Origin of the sequence: Clostridium sp. chh4-2, assembly GCF_002899675.1 — a bacterium.
In the GTDB taxonomy this organism is placed as follows: domain Bacteria; phylum Bacillota; class Clostridia; order Lachnospirales; family Lachnospiraceae; genus CHH4-2.
This window is the reverse complement of sequence record NZ_PKUU01000023.1, coordinates 20,388-43,484: the sequence shown is the minus strand read 5'-3', so window position 1 is coordinate 43,484 and position 23,097 is coordinate 20,388. Positions and strand designations below refer to the sequence as shown.

Here is a 23,097-nt window from a genome sequence, read left to right as displayed (position 1 = left end):
TAATCCGTTTTTCTTATATTATAGGAATGTGATCTTATGACAACGGTGTGCTCTTAGGAAAAGCTAAAGGGTTTGCAATCACAAAGGTTTCGTCCGGATAAAAGCAGCTTGTAATCGCTTCGTTTTATATTTATAATGAAGCTGAATAAAAACCTAATGGAGGAAAACATAGATGAGCAGCCGACTAAAAGAGATGAGAAAGAACAGAAGGATATGGACTGCGCGGGGCTTGATTGCTGCGATTCTGGGCCTGTCATTTTCCACTCTGTCCCCATATCAGGCCAGCGCTGCACAGGCATTCCCGACGGAACTGTCCGAACCGGAGATATTTTACCAGGATGATGTCTGGGAAAAATTAGAAAATAATGGAGAGGTCGTAGTATCCTTTCCCTGTGTGCTTGATGCCGATATATCCTCGCCGGAGGACGAAGACGCCTACACCTTCCGGTTGGAGAGCAGGAGTGACTTAACTCTGACGCTGGAATCAGAATACCCCTGTACCATGGAGTTACTGCATCAGCGACAGGTCATCGGCAGTTCCAGCTATCTGTACAGCCAGATTTTGGAACCCATAGGCCTGGAGGAAGGGGATTATACGGTGCGTATCAGGCCCCGGGAACATGTGGAGGAATCCCGCTATCAGCTGAGAATTACCAAGCAGGCCAATCGAACCAAACAGCCCGATTACTCAGAGGCCCATATGGCAGGCACGATGTTTGACCCGACGTCGCCCTTTCGTATGCTGAACATCTCGAAAGAGTCGGAGAAAAACAGAGGTGGGAATACGATGACGGCGGCTCATTATCTGGCCCATTGGCAGGGGCCGGTGAACGAGGCAGTGATGCCGTATTATGACAAAGGAGATCTGCAGGAGATTCCCAGTGATTATATCCATTATAAAAAAGCGACGCCCAATTTCCATACACAGAATGTATTCTTTCTTCCGCCCGACCGGGGGGATGGCAGCCACATGGAACACTGGAAGAATGCGATCATGACATATGGGGCGGTAGATACAATATTCCAGCCTTTCAGAGCGTGCTACAGTCCCGGGATCCAAGTGTCAGATATTCCGTGGTATAAATATGAGTATTTCTATGCGCCGCCGGGGTATGTTGATGGTGAAACTGTGCCCCACGCCATATTGATAGTAGGATGGGACGATACGATCGCAAAAGAAAATTTCCGTGTGACCAGACAGGATGAGGATGGGAACGTGGTGGAAGAGACTATGCCCCAGCAGGATGGGGCATGGATTTGTAAGAATTCCTATAGCGGGATATATCCGGATTATTATTATGTCTCCTATGAGTCCGGTTATTTTGGAATAGCCTCATTTATCCCTGCAGCGTTTGCTCCGCCGGAACAGAATGACAATTATAATCATATGTACAGCAACACTGCAGGCGGAATGGTAGATGGGGGCACAGGAAACGTGGGATTCCTGCGGGGGGTGCAGGTCTTTCAAAATGAAGGTGAGAGCGAGCTGCTCAGAGCAGTGGGCTTCAGTGTCAAATACGGTGAGCTTTCCTATGAGATCGGGGTTCGGATCGGGGATGGGCCACTGGAGCGCGTGAAGACCGGCTATTTAAAATATCCCGGCTTTTATACTGCGCGTTTGGATCAGGGGATTACGATCCCGGCCGGTTCAAAGTTTGAAATCCATGTGGCTCTTTCAAGTAATGAAAACAAAATCGTTGTATTTAATACATACATGAATGTAGATGGCAGAATCAACGGTGTCAAAGAAATTCCTGGAAAGTCATACTATTATGCAGGCTGGGAAGATGAGTCTGAATGTATGGATGCCTCCGCTAAAGGAGAATATCCTTACATCTGTGCATATACATACGCCCCTGAGAATCAGGGGATCACGATATTAGACAACAGGGAAGCGCCAGGGGAGATCGAGGATGACACGCATCCGGAGCCTGGCCGCGCTACGGCCTCGGATGCAGACCGTGCTGTCGATTTGGATGCACATCGCGCTACGGCCTCGGATGCACACCGCGCTACGGCCTCGGATGCAGACCGTGCAACGGATTCGGATGCAGACCGTACCGCAGACCCGGAGCCCGGCCTTGCCACCAGCTCGGATGCGGATCGGGTTGTTGATTCAAAGATGGATCGGGCTACCGCTTCCGATGCAGACAAAAGCACAGATCCGGAGACGGACATAGACTATGCGGAGAGCGGAGATGATGCAGCTCTGTTCGACGATCTGCTGCTAATCGACCAGACTGAAGCTGAAGAACAAAGCAGGGAGGAAAAGGCCCTGAGAATTCAGAAGCTCCAAAGCAGCAGAGACGGCGCTATGACCAATGAAGAAGCTGATGACATCGAGGTCAAGCCTCTCAATCTGCATTTTCCGGAGAAATATGATTCCAGGAGTCTTGGCCTGGTCACCAAAGCCAAGAATCAGGGGAACAGCAGTCTGTGCTGGGCATTTGCAGCAGCTGGAGCGCTGGAGACCAGTTACCTGCGGTATGGAAACCAGATGATCGACTATCCCAGAGGCCTAAATCTCACCTCTGAAGATGCGCCTATCATCGACGGTACAATTACCCTGAAACTCAAAAAGGGGGAAGTGCTTCCGCTGAACTTGACGGCTCTGCTATATTCCGACAGCGAGCAATTCAATCCCGGCACTCCGCAGATCTATTGGGAGATTTCCGGCGATCTGAGCAACGTTCAGGAAGGGCAGCAGCTGTCGGAGAGCGGAGAGTGCATCACTGCTTTAGAGGCGCTGGCTCCGGGCAGAGTGACGGTGACGGCCATCAGCATGGCTGATGTCAGTTTAAAAGCCTCCTGTCATATTGAGATCATGGAAGCGGCCTCCGCCAAAGTCCGCATCGAGCCGGAAACGCTGAATCTTTGGATGGGGGAGACCAGTCAGCTAAAGACCACAGTGGAGTCGAATGAAGCGCTGACGGTGATCTATACTTCAGATAAGCCGGAGATCGCCTCTGTGGATAAAAACGGCCAGGTGATCGCCTTAAAACCCGGCAAAGCGGTTATCACGGCAAAGGCCGGAGATGGGCAGGCAGTCTGCACGGTCTATGTCAGCCGCCCCAGCAGTTCTGATGACGGCGGCGAGATCTGGACTGTTCCTACTGTCCCGGCCCCTGGCCCCAGTATGCCGGACACGGTCAGCGGGAATTGGGAGCAGATGGGAGAGCAGTGGCGGTTTAGGAAGGCGGACGGAACCTATGCCGTCTCCACCTGGGAACGCATAGGAGGTCTCTGGTACTACTTTAAGGAGGATGCCTTTTCAGCCATCGGCTGGTGGTACGATCCCGCCTATCAGAAGTGGTTTTTCCTGGAAGCCAGCGGAGCCATGACTGTGGGCTGGAAGGAGATAGAGGGGAAATGGTATTATTTTCATACCATATCTGATGGTGAGATGGGGAAAATGTATACAGGAGAGCGAACACCCGACGGTTATATGGTTGGAGCAGACGGGGCATGGATTCCATGACCCCGGCCACTCTTCGGCCCCTTCACCGCATACAACAAAAAACCGCCTTGCAATAGCAGGGCGGTTATATTTTTAGGGGGGCCGGACGGCTAAGCCGTCCGGTATGAGTATGAAAAAGCTTTGTGATTTCAAGTCATTTACTTGAAACAAAGGCCCGTTACTCTTTCGAATAACGTACTTAAAGTATAAAAAACAATTGTGACGAAAGTGTGTACCTATCATAAAAAAAACATAAACAAAATAAAAAATAAAAAAACCCTTTAAAAACACTTAGAGATTGTATATAATAGTAACGATAGTTTAAAATGGTAATGAGTGGCTGCTGCCACTGTTTAGCAGTTATAGAGAATAGTTTGTATGAAGCAGTATGAACAGGAGGAACATATATGTTAGTGTCTAATGACATTGGAATCGATCTGGGTACAGCCAGTATCCTTGTATATATTAAGGGAAAGGGTGTTGTGCTGAAAGAGCCTTCCGTAGTTGCCATAGACCGCGATACTAATAAGATTATGGCGATTGGTGAGGAAGCCCGCCTTATGATTGGACGAACTCCGGGCAACATCGTTGCGGTCAGACCGCTGCGCCAAGGTGTTATCTCCGATTATACGGTTACTGAAAAGATGCTGAAATACTTCATTAATAAAGCAGTCGGTAAAAAGACTCTCAGAAAACCGAGAATCAGCGTTTGTATTCCAAGCGGCGCCACGGAAGTGGAGAAGAAGGCAGTCGAAGATGCGACTTATCAGGCAGGAGCCAGAGAAGTTACCATCATCGAGGAACCGGTAGCGGCGGCCATCGGAGCCGGAATTGATATCTCCAAGGCATGCGGAAACATGATTGTCGATATCGGAGGAGGTACTGCGGATATCGCGGTGATTTCCTTAGGCGGTACGGTTGTAAGCACCTCCATCAAGATTGCAGGTGATGACTTTGACGAAGCGCTGGTCCGTTATATGAGAAAAAAACATAATCTTCTGATCGGTGAAAGAACCGCAGAAGAGATTAAGATTAATATAGGAGCTGCTTACCGCAGACCGGAAGTATTAACCATGGAAGTCAGAGGCCGGAACCTGGTAACAGGTCTTCCTAAGACCATTGTGGTTACTTCGGACGAGACATTAGACGCGTTAAAGGAACCGGCACTTCAGATCGTGGATGCCGTACACAACGTATTGGAGCGCACTCCGCCGGAGCTGGCGGCAGATATCTTCGACCGCGGAATTGTTCTTACAGGCGGCGGTTCCCTGTTAAGCGGTCTGGATTCCCTGATTGAAGAAAAAACGGGAATCAATACCATGATTGCAGAAGATCCGCTGACAGCGGTGGCAATCGGTACAGGAAAATTCATTGAGTTCGTTCATGGCGACGGTCCAAAACAGGAATTTTAATGACAGATACAGACGGGACGGAGGATTTTAATCCTCCGTCCCTGATTTATCCTGGCTTGAATTTAACAGGGCAGGAGATAGAATCAAGGAGCATGGGAAATGGCAACTGTACGTGGATATGTGGAAAAAATTAAATTTCGCAATGAAGAAAATGGCTATACGGTTCTCAGCGTGACCGGACAGAACGATGGCGAAGAATACATACTGGTGGGAACCTTTCATTATATTAGTGAAGGCGAACTGCTGGAGGCATCCGGAACTATGAATGAACATCCGGTTTACGGGGAGCAGATGGCCGTGGAGAGCTATGAGATACAGGCTCCGGAAGATACCATGTCCATGGAGCGCTATCTGGGTTCAGGAGCCATCAAAGGCGTAGGAGCTGCTTTGGCGGCCAGGATTGTGCGCCGCTTTAAGGCGGATACCTTCCGGATTATGGAAGAAGAACCGGAACGCCTTTCTGAGGTGAAGGGGATCAGCGACAAGATGGCCCGGGCCATAGGTGCTCAGGTGGAAGAGAAGAAAGAGATGCGCCAGGCCATGATGTTCCTTCAGGAGTATGGCATTTCCATGAATCTGGCGGTGAAAATCTATCAGGAATACGGCCCTTCTCTGTATGGAATAGTAAAAGAAAATCCTTACCGCATGGCGGACGACATACCCGGTGTGGGATTTAAGATGGCGGACGAGATCGCCTCGAAGGTGGGAATCTTTACGGATTCCGATTTCCGCATTAAAAGCGGTATTTTGTATACCCTTCTTCAGGCCCTGTCAAACGGCCACACCTACCTTCCTCAGGAAGAACTGCTGCGGCAGTCCTCAGAACTTTTGAACGTGGCGCCGGAGCATATGGAAAAGCATTTGATGGACATGCAGATGGACAAGCGCCTGGTGATCCGTGAGCGGGAAGGCGTAAGGGTCATCTTTGCTTCCCAATATTATTATATGGAACTGAACACCGCCAAGATGCTTCACGACTTAAATGTCAAAGGAGAGGTTCCGGGAGAACGTGTCCGGGGACAGCTGGCAGGCATTCAGGAACTGGAAGAGATCGAGCTGGACGAGATGCAGATACAGGCTGTGATCGAGGCGGTCAACAGCGGCCTTCTCATCATCACCGGAGGCCCTGGTACCGGTAAGACGACCACCATCAACACCATTATCCGGTATTTTGAGCTTCAGGATATGAGCATCGCCTTAGCGGCTCCTACGGGCCGGGCGGCGAAACGAATGACCGAGGCAACCGGATATGACGCCAAGACCATCCACCGCCTGCTGGAATTAAACGGAGTTCCGGAAGAGCGGGGAAGCCAGGGGATGCATTTTGAGAGAAATGAAGAAAATCCGCTGGAATTTGATGTGATCATTATCGACGAGATGTCCATGGTGGATATCCACCTGATGCACGCGCTTTTAAAGGCGGTCAACGTGGGAACACGCCTCATCCTGGTAGGGGATATCAACCAGCTGCCCTCCGTTGGCCCGGGCAATGTGCTTCGGGATATGATCTCGTCGGAATGCTTTAACGTAGTCCGGCTTACCAAGATTTTCCGTCAGGCGGCGGAAAGCGATATCATTGTCAACGCCCATAAGATCAATGCGGGTGAGAAGATACCGCTGGGCAAGAAAAGCAATGATTTCCTGTTTATCAGAAGAGACCATCCTGACGCGATCATCAATGCGATGATCACTCTCGTGAAGCAGAAACTTCCGGGATATGTCCATGCCGATCCTTTTGATATCCAGATCATGACTCCCATGCGAAAAGGCGCTTTGGGCGTGGAACGCATGAATACGATTCTGCAGGAATTTTTAAATCCACCGTCTCCGTCCAAGAAGGAGAAGGAAAGCGGCGGAACCATTTACCGTGAAGGCGATAAAGTGATGCAGATTAAAAATAATTACACGATCGAGTGGGAGTGCCAAAATCGTTACGGCATTCCTGTTGACAAGGGAACCGGCGTATTTAACGGCGATATCGGCGTTGTCAAAGAGATCAATGAATTTGCCGAGCTGATAACCGTGGAGTTTGACGCCGGAAAACGGGTGGAATACAGCTATAAGCAGCTGGAAGAGTTAGAGCTTGCCTATGCCATTACCATCCATAAATCCCAGGGAAGCGAGTATCCTGCGGTTGTGATTCCGCTTCATTCCGGCCCCCGCATGCTGATGACCAGGAACCTGATCTATACTGCGGTAACCAGGGCCAGATCCTGCGTCTGCTTGGTAGGCCTGCCGGAGGTATTTCAGTCCATGGTGGATAATGAAACCGAGCAGCTCCGCTACACCGGCCTCTGCGACCGGATTAAAGAATTCTGATCCTCTTTCTGCCTGCACTTTCCGGGTGCAGGCGGAAATCTACGTTTTTTCTGTCGAAAGGAGATTCCTCCGTGAGTTTCAAACTGATAAATTTAATAACTGAACTGTTATTTCCGCGCTGCTGCCCTGTATGCGGCGATATTGTGCTGCCCAAAGGAGAACTCATCTGCTCGGAATGTTTCCGGAAATTGTCCTTTATCAGACAGCCTGCCTGCAAAAAATGCGGAAAGGAGATTTCGGATGCCCGGCAGGAATACTGCTATGACTGCAGCCGCCATAAACGGTCCTTCGATTACGGACTCGCCCTTTTAAACTATGACGATACATCAAGAACCTCTATGGTGAAGATAAAATATAAAAATAAGCGGGAATATCTGGATTTTTATGCGGAAGCCATTTGGCAGCGGTATTCAAAGCAGCTGATGAGAATCCGGCCCGACGTTTTGATCCCTGTACCGGTCCATCCTTCCAGAAAAAGGAGGCGTGGCTTTAACCAGGCGGAAATTTTAGCGGAACTTTTGGGAGAAAAAATGAATGTTCCGGTGGTAAATGACGCGCTTTTAAGATCCAGAAAAACGGCTCCCCAAAAACAGCTGGGGCCTGCGGAACGGCTTAAAAACCTGAGCGAGGCATTTGTGCCGGGAAGACGGCTGACAGGGGTGAAACGGGCGCTTTTGGTGGACGATATCTATACCACCGGCAGCACCATAGAAGCGTGTACCCGGATTCTTAAAGAATCGGGAATCCCGGAGATTTTTTTCGTGACAATCTGCATTGGACGCGTGAAGGGATAAGAATTATCATATTAGGCATGGACGCACCGATAAAAATATTGTATAGTGGTAACAATTCATTTTATGATTTAGAGGAGGCCGATCACATATGATAACCCGAACCGCCGGACCGGCAGATATGGAACAGCTGGTACGGATATATAATTATGAAGTTTTACACGGAACAGCCACATTTGATTTAAACCCGAAAACAATAGAGGAGCGGATGGAATGGTTTCACTCCCATAATGTGAATAACCACCCGTTAATCGTGGCGGAATTGGACGGTAAGGCGGTGGGATACGCCAGTTTGTCCGAATACCGGGAAAAAGAAGCGTATGCGGCTACGGTAGAACTGTCCGTATATGTAGACCCTGATTACCGCCGCAGAGGCATTGCGCGCCGTCTGATTGGAGATATCCTTGACGAGGCTAAAAGGCGCAGTGATATTCACACGGTCATTTCCGTTATTACGGGAGGAAATGACGCCAGCATTGCCCTTCATGAGGAATTCGGCTTTCAGTACTGCGGAACTATCCGGGAGGTAGGAGAAAAATTCGGGCAGCTGTTGGATATTGTCAACTATCAGCTGATGGTATAGACGTTTTAAAACAATTACAGAATTCGTTTTACGAGGAGCAGATGTATGAAAAAGCTGGGAAATTATCTTTTTATAATCGGATTCGCAGCCATTCTTTTTATGCCTGTAATTCTAAAGTACGGCGGCGCCCGTTATGGGCTGTCGGGAGTCAGTACAGCGGCAGAATTTCCGGAAATAAACCGGAAAGGCATTTTAGATGGAACCGTTCAGGATATGGCAGGTACCTATTTTTCCGAACATTTGCCTGGAAGAGATCTGATGATTAAGGTGCGCAATCAGATGATTTATTCTCTTTACGATAAATCACCTAATAAAAATATTATAATCGGCAAGAATAAGAACCTGTTCGAAGAGGAATATGTGTCCAAATATGTGCGGGTCTATCCGCCTGTTAAAGAAGAAAAGGTTAGGCAGCTTTGTGACAGCCTGACAGCCATAAGAGACGCTTTAGCCCTGCGCGGAAAAGAGTTTTACGTGTTTATCACTCCCGGCAAAGCCCGTTATTATGAGGAGGATGTGCCGGATCTTTACTATTATGCGGCTCCGTTTAAGGAAAGAGAAGGCAATTATGAGGTATTTACCAGGGTTTTGAACGATTATGACCTTGCGGTATATGATTCCATTCCATTTTTAAATGAATATGGCTCCAATGCGCCTGTTCCCCTGTTTCCTAAAACAGGAACCCACTGGACCAGAGTGACGGGAGCTTACGTGGCAGACGATTTTAAATGTTTTCTTGGAGAGCACAGCCGTTTTAAGTTCCCGGATATGAGAATCAGTTATGCGCCGTCGGAAACACCGGTCAGCCCGGATTCAGATCTTTTTGATACATTTAACGTGTTTTCAAAACCTTATGACACCTATTATTCCGTTGAGGTTGAAACTGAGGCGGCTGCGAATGAGCAGGAAGAGAAGCCGCGTCTGATGTGCAGAGGCGGCAGTTTTATGGGGCAGACGATTTATTATCTGATCCGTGGCGGACTGTTTGGCGGCGACCTCTATGTGGAGAATACCGATGTATACAGAGATAATTATTCTTCTCATGAAACCTTTTCCGATTATTCAGAGCTGGATTTAAAACAGGCGCTGGAGGAAACGGATATCGTGATTTTTGAGGTAAATGAAGCCCATATTCCAGTGATGGGATTTGGAATTATTGAATATTTAGAAGAACATCCGGAGATATTAGAAAACTGATTGGCCGGAGTATAAACGGAGGAAAGAGTATGGTTTTTGTATCGCCAATTTTTATATTCCTGTTTCTGCCGATAACACTGGGAATCTATGCGCTGGCGTGTTTGACGGGCAGAAAGTTTTTTAAAAATACTTCCCTGCTGGTTTGTTCCCTGGTATTTTATGCCTGGGGCGGAGTTGGATATCTGGCGCTTTTAGTCTTGTCCACCATAGTGAATTATATATTTGGACTGCTGATAGGGCGGGAGAAAAACCGCCGGCTGGTTCTGACCGCTGCCGTCATTTATAATATGGGGATTTTATTCGTATTCAAATATTTGAATTTTTTTGCGGACACTGTACAGACCGCTGCCCATATGCTGAAGCTGGACTGGACTGCCGCTCTGCCGGCCATTACGCTTCCCATCGGTATTTCCTTTTTTACATTTCAGATTATGTCGTATGTGATTGACGTCTATAACCGCAAGGTAGAGGTTCAAAAGAATCCTTTGGATCTGGCGTTGTATATTATGCTGTTTCCCCAGCTGATCGCAGGCCCCATTGTCAGGTACATAGATGTGAATCAGGAGATAAAGGAGCGTTATACCGATTCGGACATGATTCACAGCGGCATCACAAGATTTATCGTGGGATTTAATAAAAAAATATTTCTGGCCAATGGTATGGGATATATGGCAGATACTGTTTTTGGAAGTATCAGCAAGATCAATACTCCCCTTGCATGGCTGGGAGCCGTTTGTTATGCGCTGCAGATTTATATGGATTTTTCATCCTATTCCGACATGGCCATCGGTTTGGGAAAGATATTTGGCTTTCATTTTCTGGAGAATTTTAACTATCCTTATATATCCGGCAGCATTAAAGAGTTCTGGAGGCGGTGGCACATCTCGCTGTCCACATGGTTCCGCGATTATGTGTATATTCCGCTGGGAGGAAGCAGGAAGGGGACGGGGAAAACCTATCGGAATCTGCTGATTGTGTTTCTTCTGACCGGATTCTGGCATGGAGCGGACTGGACATTTATTGTCTGGGGATTATTTCACGGATTGTTTCTGGTTCTGGAGCGGGGGAAGATGGGAACAGTGCTGGAACGCCTTCCAAAAGCGGTCAGACACATCTATACCGGCATTGTGGTATTGGTGGGCTGGGTGTTTTTCCGGTGTGAGACACTTGGCGATGCGCTGGTCTATATTAAAACCATGTTTACGCTTGATTTTAGAAATTATGGGGCGGTGGAAATTCTGCAGGCCATAGACCGGGAATTTTTGACGCTGTTTCTCCTGGCCGTCATAGGTTCCGTGCCGCTGATTCCATGGCTGAAGGAGAAGACGGCGGGAAAACGGGCGGTGGGAGCCGCAGCGGATGCAGGTCTTCTGGTGATGTTCGCCTTTGGCGTCTTCTATATGGTGGGAGCTGATTTCAACCCGTTTATCTATTTCCGGTTTTAATTCCGGCTGTGAATGCCGGAAGGAGAAACGGAACGGGCAATCCCGGATATATATAAAATAGGAAAATCCCGGACATATAAAAAAATATTGACGAACAGCCCGGCGTGTGGTATAGTTATTGGGCGAATGGAAGAGCTTAGGTCTTTTTTTTATGCTCAAATTTATGTATAAAAGAAAGTCCGAACAAACAACGAAAATTTAAGTGGAGGTGGAAGTCGTGCGCACAAAGATTACACTGGCATGTACAGAATGTAAGCAACGTAACTACAACATGACGAAGGATAAGAAAACGCATCCTGATCGTATGGAAACCAAGAAGTATTGTAGATTCTGCAAAACACATACTTTACACAAAGAAACCAAGTAAGGAGTGTGAACTATGGGAGAATCAGGCAATGCTGAAAAAGCTCCAAAAGTGAGCTTCTTTAAAGGTTTAAAAGCAGAGTTCAACAAGATAGTCTGGCCGGACAAGGAAACCATTTACAAACAGACATGTGCGGTAATCGCAGTGTCCGTAGCTCTGGGCGCGGTAATCGGGGTTCTCGATCTCATTATCAAACTTGGAATTAATTTTATCATTTAATAAGGGTAAAGGTGAGTAATTTATGGCAGAGTCACAGTGGTATGTAGTCCATACCTATTCAGGCTATGAGAACAAAGTTAAAGTCGATATTGAAAAGACTATCGAAAACCGTAAGCTTCAGGATCAGATCCTGGAAGTATCGGTTCCGATGGAAGCAGTGACTGAACTCAAAAACGGTGTGGAGAAAAAGGTGGACAAAAAGATGTTCCCCGGATATGTGCTGATTAACATGGTCATGAATGATGATACATGGTATGTGGTGCGTAATACCCGTGGTGTGACTGGATTTGTCGGTCCTGGATCAAAGCCGGTTCCGTTATCAGAAGAGGAGATGGCAAATCTCGGATTCAGAACTCCGGATATTGTAATCGATTTTGAAGTAGGCGATATGGTGGTCGTAACTGCCGGTGCATGGAAGGATACGGTTGGTGCCATTAAGGGCATTAACGAAAGTAAGAGAACCATCACCATCAATGTTGAGATGTTCGGCCGTGAAACACCGGTTGAATTAGCATTCACAGAAGTGAAAAAGATGTAACATGAAAAATCGGCTCTTAACGGTTAAGAGCTGGTGGGAGGGAAATCCCCGACAATACCACATTTATTTAGGAGGTGCCTAATTATGGCAAAGAAAGTAACAGGTTATATTAAATTACAGATCCCTGCTGGAAAGGCTACACCAGCACCACCAGTTGGTCCTGCACTTGGACAGCATGGTGTTAATATTGTACAGTTCACAAAGGAATTCAACGCAAGAACCGCTGATCAGGGTGATTTAATAATTCCAGTAGTTATTACCGTATATGCTGACAGAAGTTTCAGCTTTATCACAAAAACTCCACCAGCTGCAGTATTGTTAAAGAAAGCTGCTAAGATCAAATCAGGATCTGCAACTCCTAACAAGACAAAAGTAGCTACCATCTCTAAAGCAGAAGTTCAGAAGATCGCAGAGCTGAAGATGCCTGACTTAAATGCTGCAAGCATTGAAGCTGCAATCAGCATGATTTCCGGTACTGCAAGAAGTATGGGAATTGCAATCGAAGAATAATTATCAAACTTTAGCTGCAACATTAAAAACGTGGGAGGGACATCCCCGACAATACCACTAGGAGGTTATTTATAATGAAAAGAGGAAAAAGATACGTAGAGGCTGCTAAATTAGTAGACCGCGCTACTCTTTATGATACAACAGAAGCTATCTCATTAGTAAAGAAAGCTGCTGTTGCAAAATTTGATGAAACTATCGAAGCTCATATCAGAACCGGTTGTGATGGACGTCACGCTGATCAGCAGATCCGTGGAGCGGTTGTATTACCTCACGGAACTGGAAAAACTGTTAGAATTTTAGTATTTGCTAAGGGACCGAAAGCTGATGAGGCTCAGGCAGCAGGCGCAGATTTCGTAGGAGCAGAGGAATTAATTCCGAAGATCCAGAACGAAGGATGGCTTGATTTTGACGTAGTTGTTGCTACACCAGACATGATGGGCGTTGTAGGCCGTTTAGGACGTGTACTCGGACCTAAGGGCTTAATGCCAAACCCAAAAGCTGGTACAGTTACTATGGATGTAACAAAAGCAATCAACGATATCAAAGCTGGTAAGATTGAGTACAGACTTGATAAAACAAACATTATCCACGTGCCAGTAGGAAAAGCTTCTTTCACAGAAGAACAATTAGCGGACAACTTCCAGACGCTTGTTGATGCAATCATGAAAGCAAAACCAAGTACAGTTAAAGGTGCTTACTTAAAGAGCGTTACACTTACTTCCACAATGGGACCTGGTGTAAAACTTAACGTGGCAAAATTAACAAACTAATTTTGAATTTTTGGTTGACATTGATAATATATCATGTTAATATATGCAAGTATTGACTGCCGAAGACAGCAGGTACCGTAAGGTATAAGGTGATAACGCCTGCCGAGGATAACTTCAGATCGCTCTGAAGTGGACAGAAACTCAGTAAAATCCGTATCAGATACGGGTATGTAGAGATTGATGTGGCCTCCCTGTCTTGTGCAGGGAGGCTTTTTTCGCGGTTAATTACTTTCCAGACCGGATGCATTTCCGGAAAAATAAAACAGGAGGTAAACCAGTTATGGCAAAAGTTGAATTAAAACAGCCAGTTATTACAGAAATCGCAGAATTATTCGACGGAGCACAGACTGCAGTAGTTGTTGACTACCGTGGTTTAACTGTAGCGCAGGATACAGAATTGCGTAAACAGTTAAGAGAAGCAGGTATCGTATATAAAGTATATAAGAATACCATGATTCACCGTGCTGCTGAAGGAACTGCTTTCTCTGCTTTAGATGCTGTTCTTGAAGGACCTACAGCATTGGCTGTATCTAAGACAGATGCAACTGCTCCAGCAAGAATTCTTGCAGCATTTGCTAAAAAAGCAGACAAGTTGGAAATCAAAGGCGGCGTTGTTGAAGGAACTTACTACGACGCAGAAGGTATGAAGGCTATTTCCAGCATCCCGTCAAGAGAAGAACTTCTTGGCAGATTGCTTGGAAGCATGCAGTCCCCAATTACCAACTTTGCTCGTGTGCTTAACCAGATCGCAGAATCTCAGGGCGCAGAAGCATAATTTCATGTCAGACATGAAGCGGATATCCGCATAATACCGGCACAGGCCGGAACGAAAATTATAAAGAAAGAATAAAACGGAGGTATATTAAAATGGCAAAATTAACTACAGCTGAATTTATCGAAGCTATCAAAGAATTATCTGTATTAGAATTAAATGAATTAGTAAAAGCATGTGAAGAAGAATTTGGTGTATCTGCAGCAGCAGGTGTTGTTGTAGCAGCAGCAGGCCCAGCAGAAGCAGCAGAAGAGAAGACTGAATTCGACGTAGAATTAACAGAAGTTGGTCCTAACAAAGTTAAAGTTATCAAAGTTGTTCGTGAAGCTACCGGCTTAGGCTTAAAAGAAGCTAAAGAAGTAGTTGACGGTGCTCCAAAGGTAGTTAAAGCTGGCGCTTCTAAAGAAGAAGCAGAGCAGATCAAAGCTTCCTTAGAAGCAGAAGGCGCAAAAGTTACATTAAAGTAATTTTGGATCCTTTTCATCCCCATGAGCTGCGTTGTGCAGAACTCATGGGGATTTTTTATATCATAGGAAAGTGCTCCTATGATATAAAAAAGCCCTCCGGGCAGGGTCGCACTGCGGCGGTGAGGTATAATGTCGTTTACGCGACCCGCCGCAGGCGGAGAATCCCGCAAGCGTGATTCTTTCTTGATTTTTTTTTCATAAAATTGCTTGACATTTCCCGGTTCGGATGCTATATTATAAATGTATTTTGATATGAGCTTTTGATTCACATATTTTTGTAAGTCATTATGCAATTGATGATTTACAAAAATATGTGATTTTTTTGTTTCAAGAGAAATACAAAAATTATAATTAGGAGGTACCAAACAATGAGAAACGGTACAGTTAAATGGTTTAACGGAACAAAGGGATACGGATTTATTACAGATGACGCTACAGGCGAAGAAATCTTCGTACATTTTTCAGGAATCGTAGCTGACGGCTACAAGACTCTGGAAGACGGACAGAAAGTTACTTTCGATACCGCTGAAGGAAACAGAGGAATCCAGGCTGTTAACGTATCATTAGCTTAATTCTGATAATAGAAGAGCTGCTCTCAGAGCAGCTCTTTTTTCTATTGCTTTTTAATTATTCATAATGACATTTCGATTTTACATTTCTTTTTCGCAGGCTCTTTTTCAGTGCTTTGATCATATCGGTGATAATTCTGATCTCTTCTTCCGTACAGTCTTCTGTTTCCAGAAGGATTTCATTTTCAAAAAGGACCTTGGCATTTTCCAGGCTGTCACACAGCAGTTGGTCCACCGTACAGCTAAGCGCATTGGCGATACGCACTAAGGTGGGCAGGCTCAATTTTGTTTTTCCTGATTCAATGTGACTCATATGAGGTGTGGAGAGATTGACAAGCTCTGCCAGCATATCCTGAGTATAGTTTTTATTCATCCGAGCCAGCCGGATTCGTTTCCCAATTTCTTGATAATTAATTTCCACTCGTGCGACCTCCGGTTATTTTCCTAGTGTTTATTTTGGTATCTATATTGTATCGATATTCACTTTATGTTATAATTAGCTAGATAAACAGAATGTGCATACAGAATAATTAATGGGAGAAAAATGGACAGGAAGAAAACCGTTGTAATTATTGATAAGGACAAAAAAATAGATTATTCCTGGCTTGAAGATTTGATGCAAAAGGGAAATACAGAAGCATGTACATTGCTGGTGGAAGAGAAATGGGGACCGCGTATAACAGAAGTGTGGGAGGATGATGCGTGGTGCTGCTTTAACCAATCCGCCATGAAAGAGCTGAGGTGCATACTGGAATGCTGTGAGCAGGAAAATAGACACATTGCGAGGAAATTGGAAGATGTGGAACGCCAGATGAAGATCGATCCATTGACAGGAGTCATGAACCGGACAGGCGTGATTCAGAAAATTGAAGAGATTCTAAAACAAGAGCCTTGTGAACAGGGCGCTCTTTGTTTTTTGGATATGGATGATTTTAAGCAGGTGAACGATACCTATGGACATAGTTTCGGAGACAAGGTTTTAACAGAACTGGCTGCCCGTTTGATAATATTGGAAGATGAGAATTCGGTGGTGGGCCGTTTTGGCGGTGACGAATTTCTGGCCTATCTGCGCCATACCAACGGCAGAGAAGACATTTCAAACAGAGCCGCTGCAATCTGCCGGAACCTGGAGCTTGGAGAAGCGGGCCAACATTTATCAGCCAGTATCGGCATTGCCGTTTATCCGGACGATGGAAAGACATTCGGCGAACTGCTGCAAAAAGCAGACAAAGCCTTGTACAGCTCAAAATGCCGCGGAAAGAACCGGGTTATGTTTTACTGACTTTATTTTGGGACTTTTAATTTTATTTTGTCGATTCAGCAAGATGTTTTTATTCAATAAGGCTGGAAGAAACAGCCGGAAAGAGGGAGATGGGAGGCCGCATCCGTTAAGGGGCGCACCGCTCCCTTTTTTGGTGTCTCCTTTCACACTTACATAAAAATGTCCATATCTCCTCTCGTTGGTTGACAAGATTCAATTGCGACAGTAAAATTGAGGATAAGATGTAACTATAATAAAAGGGACAGAGGATAAGAGTATGAAAACTTGTACGCGATGTGGATGGCAGATGAAGGATGAGGCTTCATTTTGTCCAAAATGTGGACTGCGAATGGCTGCTGATAAGCCGCAGCCTGCTGTAAATCAGAATAGGAACCAGGTACCGAATCCCCAGGGGATTCCGCCGATACAGAGAACTCAGGCCCCACCGCCGGTGCAGCCAGTACAGCCGCCGGTACGGCCGGTACAACCGCCGGTGCAGCCTAAGAAGAGAAAAAAGAAATTTCCATGGATTCTGGCGCTGATTTTAGTATTTCTGGTAACATGTGCGGTAACTGTTGGCGTGATTACCGTGCTGCAGATGAAAAAGAATTCGGAGTCTGTAAAAGGTATAACCGATTTAGCAGGCATAGAAACTGAGAAGGAGTCCTCCGCAGAAGAAACGGAAAGTACTGCCGAAGAGACAACGGAAGGCGAGACAGAGGAAAGCACTGCGGCAGAGGAAACAGAAGCTGTTATGGCTATAGAGAAAGAACCCCAGGATCCGCAGGGATCTATTAATGAGGGGAATACAGTGGGCAATGAACACTGCTTTGGACGGATGGTCTTTGATGGCCAGCGCATTTATTATAGAAATTCCTATGATAATTCCAGACTGTATTCATTTAAATTGGATGGAAGTGATATGACAAGGCTTTTGGACGAGCCGGTAAAGGATCTTCACCTGATTGGAGACTGGATTTATTACAGCGGGGAAGAGGATAACAACCTGTTTAAGATCAAGACAGATGGGTCTGAAAAACAAAAACTGACGGATCTGCAGTTTACAGCGGAGGATTCAGGATGCAGTTTTGAGACTATTGTGGATGGAAAGCTTTATTATCTGTATGGAGGCGGCCCGGCTTATGGATCTGATATCTGTGTATTTGATGAGCAGAGCGGAACCAGCCGGATTATTGCCCACATTCCACCGGATAAGGTGACGCGCCGGATTTCTCCGAATGTGGTGGGAGATTACCTTTATTATCAGCAGTCTGACGGCATTTACCGCTGTAAGCTGGACGGCAGCGAGGTGACCTATCTGGTGCCGGGTGTGGTATGCCATGAATTTTTGATGGCAAAAGGATATATCTATTTTATCACAGCGCCTGAAAATGTAAATGTTCCCCAGTATATTGGCCGCGTCAACCTGGACGGCACCGATTTGCTGGAACTTGTACCGGCCAATAACAGCGGATATATGAAGATGAATATATACCGCGATAAGATTTATTACATTTCGGGAATCAATATGGGAAATCTGTGTGTAATGGATATGGACGGTTCCAATCAGAAGACATTGCCTTATGTGCTGGATTGGTACAATATCATTAACGGAAAGATTTATATGAACAGCACCAGCCAGGCGAATGAGTGGACTCCGTTATACAGCTGTGATCTGGATGGCAATAATGCGAAAGAACTGTTTGATGTCAACCCATTTAAAAACCAGGCGGCAGGCGCAGGCGCGGCCGGATGGGTTCAGTCGGGCAATGACTGGTACTACTGTAATTTAGACGGCTCCTACCGGACCGGATGGCTCCAGGACGGCGGCTCCCAATATTATCTGGGAGAGGACGGCAAGATGAAGCTTGGACTGTGGATCGTGGATGAAGCGGCGAAAAAAGGATATTATTTTGATCCTGACGGGAGAATGCAGTTAGGCACATTTACGTTCCAGATTAATGGGAAGCAGGAAAAATATACATTCTATAAAGACGGTACGTTTTCCAAATAAACAGTTTGGTGGAAATCTTTGTTTAACTGAGAAAGATACGCCGGAAAGAAGGGATCACCCGGGCGGGTGGCAGAAATGAGAAGGGCTAGGGGATTCGAGTTTCGCCCCTAAGTGATACTAGGCCGCCAAGAGCGGAAAAAGGCAGCGCGGCGCCATTCACGATGAACTCTTTATGACTTCATCGTTCAGTGGCGCCTCAAATACTGATTCGGAATTTCAGTATTTGTCTGCCTTTTTCCGCTCTTGCCGGCCAAGTATCACTAAGGGGCTGCAAACGATCCCCTAGCCCTTCTCATTTCTGCCGCCCGCCCGGGTGATCCCTTCTTTCCGGCTGTTGCTTGGCTGGCTGAGGATAAAAAAGATTTGGTGGATTAGTGAGTAAGGTTTTACATCAACCGTGAAAGAATTTCCGGAAAAGCCTTGAGGATTTAATGTAAAGTGGGAATAATGGATGAAAAAGGGCGTATATATATAGATAATGATGACATCGTGGATCGTAAGTGAATGGCAGATAAGAAGAGATGGATGATGCGGCTGCTTTTTGGTGCGGCTGCTTTTGTGGCGGCGTATTTTGTAGTTTATTATGGAGATATTTTTAACATCAAGCGTGAAGGCATTTTCGAAAATGCCTTCACGCTTGATGTAAATGGGGAAGGGACTGTTGTAAAAGAACAAAAACTGGTGGCCTTGACTTTTGATGACGGTCCTCATCCTGTCTATACGAAACGCCTTTTGGATGGCCTAAAAAAACGGAATGTAAACGCCACATTTTTCCTGATCGGAGCCAGCATAGAAGGGAATGAGGAGATCGTGCGGCAGATGAAAGAGGACGGTCATCTGATTGGTAATCACAGCCACACCCATGTGCAGCTGACAGCGGAAGACACGCAAAAGGCTTGTGAAGAAATTGATATGACAAATCAGAAGATTTTCGAGATCACAGGGGAATATCCTACCTATATCCGGCCCCCTTATGGTTCTTGGAGTGAAGAGCTGGAATGTATGGTTCCGATGACCGTTGTGCTGTGGGACATAGATCCCCTGGACTGGAAATATCAGAGCTCGCAGAGGGTGGTGAAGCATATTTTAAAATATGTGGAGGATAACAGCATCATTTTGCTGCATGATGTTTATGGAAGTTCTGTGGATGCAGCGCTGGAAGTCATTGACACGCTGACGGCGCAGGGATATACTTTTGTTACAGTAGATGAATTGTTAATCGATTGATTGTGCCTAAAGATGAGGATTGGTGAAAATGGATTTATTTGATTATATGAGAAGCAATACGATGGAGACAGAGTCGCCTTTGGCGTCCCGGCTGAGGCCGTCCACTTTGGACGAGGTGGTGGGGCAAAAGCATATTATCGGAAAGGATAAGCTGCTCTACCGGGCAATTCAGGCCGATAAATTGGGATCAATTATATTTTATGGCCCTCCCGGAACGGGAAAAACCACATTGGCAAAGGTGATTGCCAATACCACAAGTGCTAATTTCCGCCAGCTTAATGCCACCGTGGCCGGAAAGAAGGACATGGAGGACGTGGTAAAGGAAGCCAAGGATTCGCTTGGAATGTATGGAAAAAAGACCATATTGTTTGTAGATGAGATCCATCGGTTCAATAAAAGCCAGCAGGATTATTTGCTGCCGTTTGTGGAAGACGGAACGCTGATTCTTATTGGAGCGACCACGGAGAATCCGTATTTTGAAGTGAACGGGGCTTTGATTTCCAGATCCCGTATTTTTGAATTGAAATCATTGGAAAAAGACGATATTAAGGAGCTGATTCACCGGGCTGTTTATGATACGGAGAAGGGTATGGGCAGCTATGGCGCTGTGATTGATGAGGACGCCATGGAGTTTTTGGCTGATGTGGCCAATGGAGATGCCAGGGCGGCGCTAAATGCAGTTGAACTCGGAATTCTTACCACAGAGCGTTCGGAGGACGGCAAGATTCATATTGATATTGACGTGGCCCAGGAATGCATTCAGAAACGGGTGGTGCGTTATGACAAAGACGGAGACAACCACTATGATACCATATCCGCATTTATTAAGAGCATGAGAGGTTCGGACCCGGATGCGGCTGTTTATTACCTGGCGCGCATGCTTTATGCGGGAGAAGACATTAAGTTCATAGCCAGAAGAATTATGATCTGCGCCTCGGAAGACGTGGGAAATGCGGACCCGCAGGCATTGACTGTGGCAGTCAGCGCGTCTCAGGCGGTGGAACGGATCGGAATGCCGGAAGCCCAGATTATTCTGTCCCAGGCGGTGCTTTACGTGGCGACGGCGCCTAAGAGCAACTCTGCGGTGATGGCCATAGATGAAGCGATGAATGCGGTGAGAACGCAGAAGACCATGCCGGTTCCTGTCCATCTGCAGGACAAACACTATAAAGGTGCGGAGAAATTAGGCCATGGTGCGGGCTATAAATACGCCCACGATTACCCCAACCACTATGTGCGGCAGCAGTATCTTCCCGATGGTATGGAGGAAGAATGTTTTTATCATCCGTCTGAAAATGGTTATGAAAAGAAAATTAAGGATCATATGTCTTTCCTTTTAGGCGAAAATAGAGTATAATACAGACAATACTGTGAGTTTTGGCGTTTTGCATTCCCAGAATAAGGATAATGCAGAATGCCAATTCTCACGAGACAATAAACTGAGCAAATTATGAAGCACGATTGAGAACTATCTATCCTAATCTTATTATTCTATAAAAATCCCAGGATAACAGTGAGACAGATTGAAAGGAATGTGGAAATGAGAGAAAAATTGAAGACATTGCCGTTGGCCGAGTTAAGGGAATTAGCAAAGAGCCAGGGGATAAAAGGCATTAGCACCATGAAAAAAGCCGATTTGATAGATGTATTATGTGAAGCAGCAGAACAAAAAGAGACCAAGGAAGAAGCGCCGGCTCCTGTGGAGAAAGCCCCTGCCGCCCAGGAAAACAGCGCGCCAAGACAGGTCGAACCGGCTCCTGCCAGACAAAGCTATAACCGAAATATACGCACCAATGTGAGCTCCAGCAGCCCCAGAATGGAAACGAGAAACGATTCCAAAAATGATATGAGAAATGACAGCCGCACCGACAACCGCCAGCCTGTAATGCGCAGTGAAAACAAAGTGGATATTACTCCCCAGGAGCTTCAGGAACTGGACAGCGGAATGCTGGCAGAAGGTATTTTGGAAGTGATGCCGGACGGATTCGGATTCATCCGCTGTGAGAATTTCCTTCCGGGAGAAAATGACGTTTATGTAGCCCCGTCTCAGATCCGCCGTTTTAACATGAAAACCGGAGATGTTATTCAGGGAAGCAGAAGAGTGAAAACAGCGACTGAAAAGTTCGCCGCTTTATTATATGTAAAATCCATCAACGGATATCCTACCTATGTAGTTGAAAAACGTCCTAATTTTGAAAATCTGACACCTATTTTCCCCAATGAACGGCTTCATATGGAAACGCCGGGAAGAACCACAACGGCTATGCGCGTTTTGGACTTGCTTTCTCCTATTGGTAAGGGACAGCGTGGTATGATTGTGTCTCCTCCAAAAGCGGGAAAGACTACGTTATTAAAGCAGGTAGCAAAGGCAGTTACCACCAATCATCCGGATATGCATTTGATTATTTTGTTAATTGATGAGCGCCCGGAGGAAGTTACCGATATTAAGGAAGCCATTGTGGGACCAAACGTGGAAGTGATCTATTCCACATTTGATGAACTTCCTGAGCGGCATAAAAGGGTATCAGAGATGGTGATCGAGCGCGCCAAACGTCTGGTGGAGCACGGAAGAGATGTGATCATTCTTTTGGACAGCATTACCCGCCTTGCAAGGGCTTATAACCTGACTGTTGCGCCCAGCGGAAGAACTTTGTCCGGCGGTCTTGACCCGGCGGCTCTCCATATGCCGAAACGTTTCTTCGGTGCGGCCAGGAATATGAGAGAAGGCGGAAGCTTAACCATTTTAGCCACTGCTCTTGTAGATACGGGAAGCCGTATGGACGACGTCATCTATGAGGAATTTAAGGGAACCGGCAACATGGAGCTGGTATTAGACCGGAAGCTTTCCGAGAAGAGGATTTTCCCTGCTATCGATATTCTCAAATCGGGAACCAGAAGGGACGATCTGCTTCTCAGCGACGAGGAGCGGGAAGCTGTGGATGTGATCCGCAAGGCGACCAACACATTAAAACCGGAAGATGCGGTAGAAAAGATCCTGGATTTATTTGCCAGGACGAAGACAAACAAAGAGTTTGTGGAAAATTCAAAAAAGATCCGCTTTTTCTAAGGATTTCAGTATATTAGGCTTGCAAAGGAAAAAATTCTATGATATACTTGTTAAGCTGTTTGTAAGACGAGAAGTGGTTTTAACAGTTCAAATAGCGATTGTTAGATGATCACAG

At 46.1% G+C, this 23,097-nt stretch carries 20 protein-coding genes, 2 pseudogenes and 1 other annotated feature; of the genes and pseudogenes, 21 read left to right on the top strand and 1 reads right to left on the bottom strand.

The genetic code is table 11. From position 1 onward, the window contains the following. Positions 1-172 precede the first annotated feature (172 nt). From C0033_RS20675 to C0033_RS20605, 15 genes are all read left to right on the top strand, one after another. Positions 173-3,478 (top strand): lectin like domain-containing protein, encoded by a 3,306-nt coding sequence (locus C0033_RS20675; RefSeq protein ID WP_103229806.1) that lies wholly within the window; start codon positions 173-175, stop codon positions 3,476-3,478. 386 nt (positions 3,479-3,864) lie between these two features. Next, entirely contained in the window at positions 3,865-4,869 is a 1,005-nt protein-coding gene (gene mreB / locus C0033_RS20670) for a rod shape-determining protein MreB (protein ID WP_103229805.1), read from the top strand. Between the two features lie 99 nt (positions 4,870-4,968). Beyond that, a complete protein-coding gene (locus tag C0033_RS20665; protein ID WP_103229804.1) occupies positions 4,969-7,188 on the top strand; it encodes an ATP-dependent RecD-like DNA helicase in 2,220 nt (739 codons plus the stop codon). A 71-nt stretch (positions 7,189-7,259) separates the two neighbouring features. Further along, complete coding sequence (locus C0033_RS20660; RefSeq protein WP_180994836.1) at positions 7,260-7,982, top strand: ComF family protein; 723 nt, start codon at positions 7,260-7,262, stop codon at positions 7,980-7,982. Between the two features lie 88 nt (positions 7,983-8,070). Then, on the top strand, positions 8,071-8,562 hold the full coding sequence (locus C0033_RS20655; RefSeq protein WP_103229802.1) for a GNAT family N-acetyltransferase: 492 nt from the start codon (positions 8,071-8,073) through the stop codon (positions 8,560-8,562). Between the two features lie 45 nt (positions 8,563-8,607). Then, positions 8,608-9,759 carry a hypothetical protein gene (locus C0033_RS20650; RefSeq protein WP_103229801.1) on the top strand — a complete coding sequence of 384 codons (1,152 nt, stop codon included), beginning with the start codon at positions 8,608-8,610 and terminating at the stop codon, positions 9,757-9,759. A gap of 29 nt (positions 9,760-9,788) precedes the next feature. Then, positions 9,789-11,204, top strand: coding sequence for an MBOAT family protein (locus tag C0033_RS20645; protein ID WP_103229800.1), 1,416 nt, complete (start codon positions 9,789-9,791; stop codon positions 11,202-11,204). Between the two features lie 217 nt (positions 11,205-11,421). Next, positions 11,422-11,571, top strand: a complete 150-nt coding sequence (gene rpmG, locus C0033_RS20640) for a 50S ribosomal protein L33 (RefSeq protein ID WP_080552267.1) — start codon at positions 11,422-11,424, stop codon at positions 11,569-11,571. 12 nt (positions 11,572-11,583) lie between these two features. After that, on the top strand, positions 11,584-11,787 hold the full coding sequence (gene secE / locus C0033_RS20635) for a preprotein translocase subunit SecE (protein ID WP_103229799.1): 204 nt from the start codon (positions 11,584-11,586) through the stop codon (positions 11,785-11,787). 22 nt (positions 11,788-11,809) lie between these two features. Next, on the top strand, positions 11,810-12,325 hold the full coding sequence (gene nusG, locus C0033_RS20630; RefSeq protein ID WP_103229798.1) for a transcription termination/antitermination protein NusG: 516 nt from the start codon (positions 11,810-11,812) through the stop codon (positions 12,323-12,325). An 84-nt stretch (positions 12,326-12,409) separates the two neighbouring features. Further along, positions 12,410-12,835 (top strand): 50S ribosomal protein L11, encoded by a 426-nt coding sequence (rplK, locus tag C0033_RS20625; RefSeq protein ID WP_103229797.1) that lies wholly within the window; start codon positions 12,410-12,412, stop codon positions 12,833-12,835. A 74-nt stretch (positions 12,836-12,909) separates the two neighbouring features. Further along, positions 12,910-13,605, top strand: coding sequence for a 50S ribosomal protein L1 (gene rplA, locus C0033_RS20620; RefSeq protein ID WP_103229796.1), 696 nt, complete (start codon positions 12,910-12,912; stop codon positions 13,603-13,605). A 41-nt stretch (positions 13,606-13,646) separates the two neighbouring features. Next, positions 13,647-13,830, top strand: a sequence feature (ribosomal protein L10 leader region). A 55-nt stretch (positions 13,831-13,885) separates the two neighbouring features. Then, entirely contained in the window at positions 13,886-14,380 is a 495-nt protein-coding gene (gene rplJ / locus C0033_RS20615) for a 50S ribosomal protein L10 (RefSeq protein WP_103229795.1), read from the top strand. Positions 14,381-14,472: 92 nt separating this feature from the next. Then, a complete protein-coding gene (rplL, locus tag C0033_RS20610; protein ID WP_103229794.1) occupies positions 14,473-14,844 on the top strand; it encodes a 50S ribosomal protein L7/L12 in 372 nt (123 codons plus the stop codon). A gap of 368 nt (positions 14,845-15,212) precedes the next feature. Beyond that, positions 15,213-15,416, top strand: a complete 204-nt coding sequence (locus C0033_RS20605; RefSeq protein WP_103229793.1) for a cold shock domain-containing protein — start codon at positions 15,213-15,215, stop codon at positions 15,414-15,416. Between the two features lie 55 nt (positions 15,417-15,471). On the opposite strand, the gene C0033_RS20600 is transcribed toward C0033_RS20605, so the two are convergent. Beyond that, a complete protein-coding gene (locus C0033_RS20600; protein ID WP_103229792.1) occupies positions 15,472-15,834 on the bottom strand; it encodes a helix-turn-helix transcriptional regulator in 363 nt (120 codons plus the stop codon). 123 nt (positions 15,835-15,957) lie between these two features. On the opposite strand from C0033_RS20600, the gene C0033_RS20595 reads away from it, so the two are divergent. The 6 genes and pseudogenes from C0033_RS20595 to rho all read left to right on the top strand — a co-directional run bounded on the left by C0033_RS20595 (position 15,958) and on the right by rho (position 22,982). Next, a complete protein-coding gene (locus C0033_RS20595) occupies positions 15,958-16,695 on the top strand; it encodes a GGDEF domain-containing protein (protein WP_103229791.1) in 738 nt (245 codons plus the stop codon). Between the two features lie 256 nt (positions 16,696-16,951). Further along, a pseudogene (locus tag C0033_RS27545) lies at positions 16,952-18,376 on the top strand (DUF5050 domain-containing protein); the annotation flags it as partial. After that, positions 18,350-18,541, top strand: a pseudogene (locus tag C0033_RS27680) (hypothetical protein); the annotation flags it as partial. The pseudogenes C0033_RS27545 and C0033_RS27680, both read left to right, overlap by 27 nt. A gap of 651 nt (positions 18,542-19,192) precedes the next feature. Continuing rightward, positions 19,193-19,915: a polysaccharide deacetylase family protein gene (locus C0033_RS20585; protein ID WP_103229789.1), complete on the top strand. Its 723-nt coding sequence runs from the start codon at positions 19,193-19,195 to the stop codon at positions 19,913-19,915. A gap of 28 nt (positions 19,916-19,943) precedes the next feature. Next, positions 19,944-21,272 (top strand): replication-associated recombination protein A, encoded by a 1,329-nt coding sequence (locus C0033_RS20580; protein ID WP_103229788.1) that lies wholly within the window; start codon positions 19,944-19,946, stop codon positions 21,270-21,272. A gap of 183 nt (positions 21,273-21,455) precedes the next feature. Beyond that, complete coding sequence (gene rho, locus C0033_RS20575; RefSeq protein WP_103229787.1) at positions 21,456-22,982, top strand: transcription termination factor Rho; 1,527 nt, start codon at positions 21,456-21,458, stop codon at positions 22,980-22,982. Positions 22,983-23,097: the final 115 nt, after the last annotated feature.

Bases quoted from the DNA above. Each gene is read 5' to 3' on its own strand.
- rplA (WP_103229796.1), top strand. From the start codon at position 12,910: ATGAAAAGAGGAAAAAGATACGTAGAGGCTGCTAAATTAGTAGACCGC.
- C0033_RS20595 (WP_103229791.1), top strand. From the start codon at position 15,958: ATGGACAGGAAGAAAACCGTTGTAATTATTGATAAGGACAAAAAAATA.
- C0033_RS20585 (WP_103229789.1), top strand. From the start codon at position 19,193: ATGGCAGATAAGAAGAGATGGATGATGCGGCTGCTTTTTGGTGCGGCT.
- C0033_RS20605 (WP_103229793.1), top strand. From the start codon at position 15,213: ATGAGAAACGGTACAGTTAAATGGTTTAACGGAACAAAGGGATACGGA.
- rho (WP_103229787.1), top strand. From the start codon at position 21,456: ATGAGAGAAAAATTGAAGACATTGCCGTTGGCCGAGTTAAGGGAATTA.
- C0033_RS20665 (WP_103229804.1), top strand. From the start codon at position 4,969: ATGGCAACTGTACGTGGATATGTGGAAAAAATTAAATTTCGCAATGAA.
- C0033_RS20645 (WP_103229800.1), top strand. From the start codon at position 9,789: ATGGTTTTTGTATCGCCAATTTTTATATTCCTGTTTCTGCCGATAACA.
- secE (WP_103229799.1), top strand. From the start codon at position 11,584: ATGGGAGAATCAGGCAATGCTGAAAAAGCTCCAAAAGTGAGCTTCTTT.
- nusG (WP_103229798.1), top strand. From the start codon at position 11,810: ATGGCAGAGTCACAGTGGTATGTAGTCCATACCTATTCAGGCTATGAG.
- rplK (WP_103229797.1), top strand. From the start codon at position 12,410: ATGGCAAAGAAAGTAACAGGTTATATTAAATTACAGATCCCTGCTGGA.
- rplJ (WP_103229795.1), top strand. From the start codon at position 13,886: ATGGCAAAAGTTGAATTAAAACAGCCAGTTATTACAGAAATCGCAGAA.
- rplL (WP_103229794.1), top strand. From the start codon at position 14,473: ATGGCAAAATTAACTACAGCTGAATTTATCGAAGCTATCAAAGAATTA.
- C0033_RS20675 (WP_103229806.1), top strand. From the start codon at position 173: ATGAGCAGCCGACTAAAAGAGATGAGAAAGAACAGAAGGATATGGACT.
- C0033_RS20655 (WP_103229802.1), top strand. From the start codon at position 8,071: ATGATAACCCGAACCGCCGGACCGGCAGATATGGAACAGCTGGTACGG.
- mreB (WP_103229805.1), top strand. From the start codon at position 3,865: ATGTTAGTGTCTAATGACATTGGAATCGATCTGGGTACAGCCAGTATC.
- C0033_RS20580 (WP_103229788.1), top strand. From the start codon at position 19,944: ATGGATTTATTTGATTATATGAGAAGCAATACGATGGAGACAGAGTCG.
- C0033_RS20650 (WP_103229801.1), top strand. From the start codon at position 8,608: ATGAAAAAGCTGGGAAATTATCTTTTTATAATCGGATTCGCAGCCATT.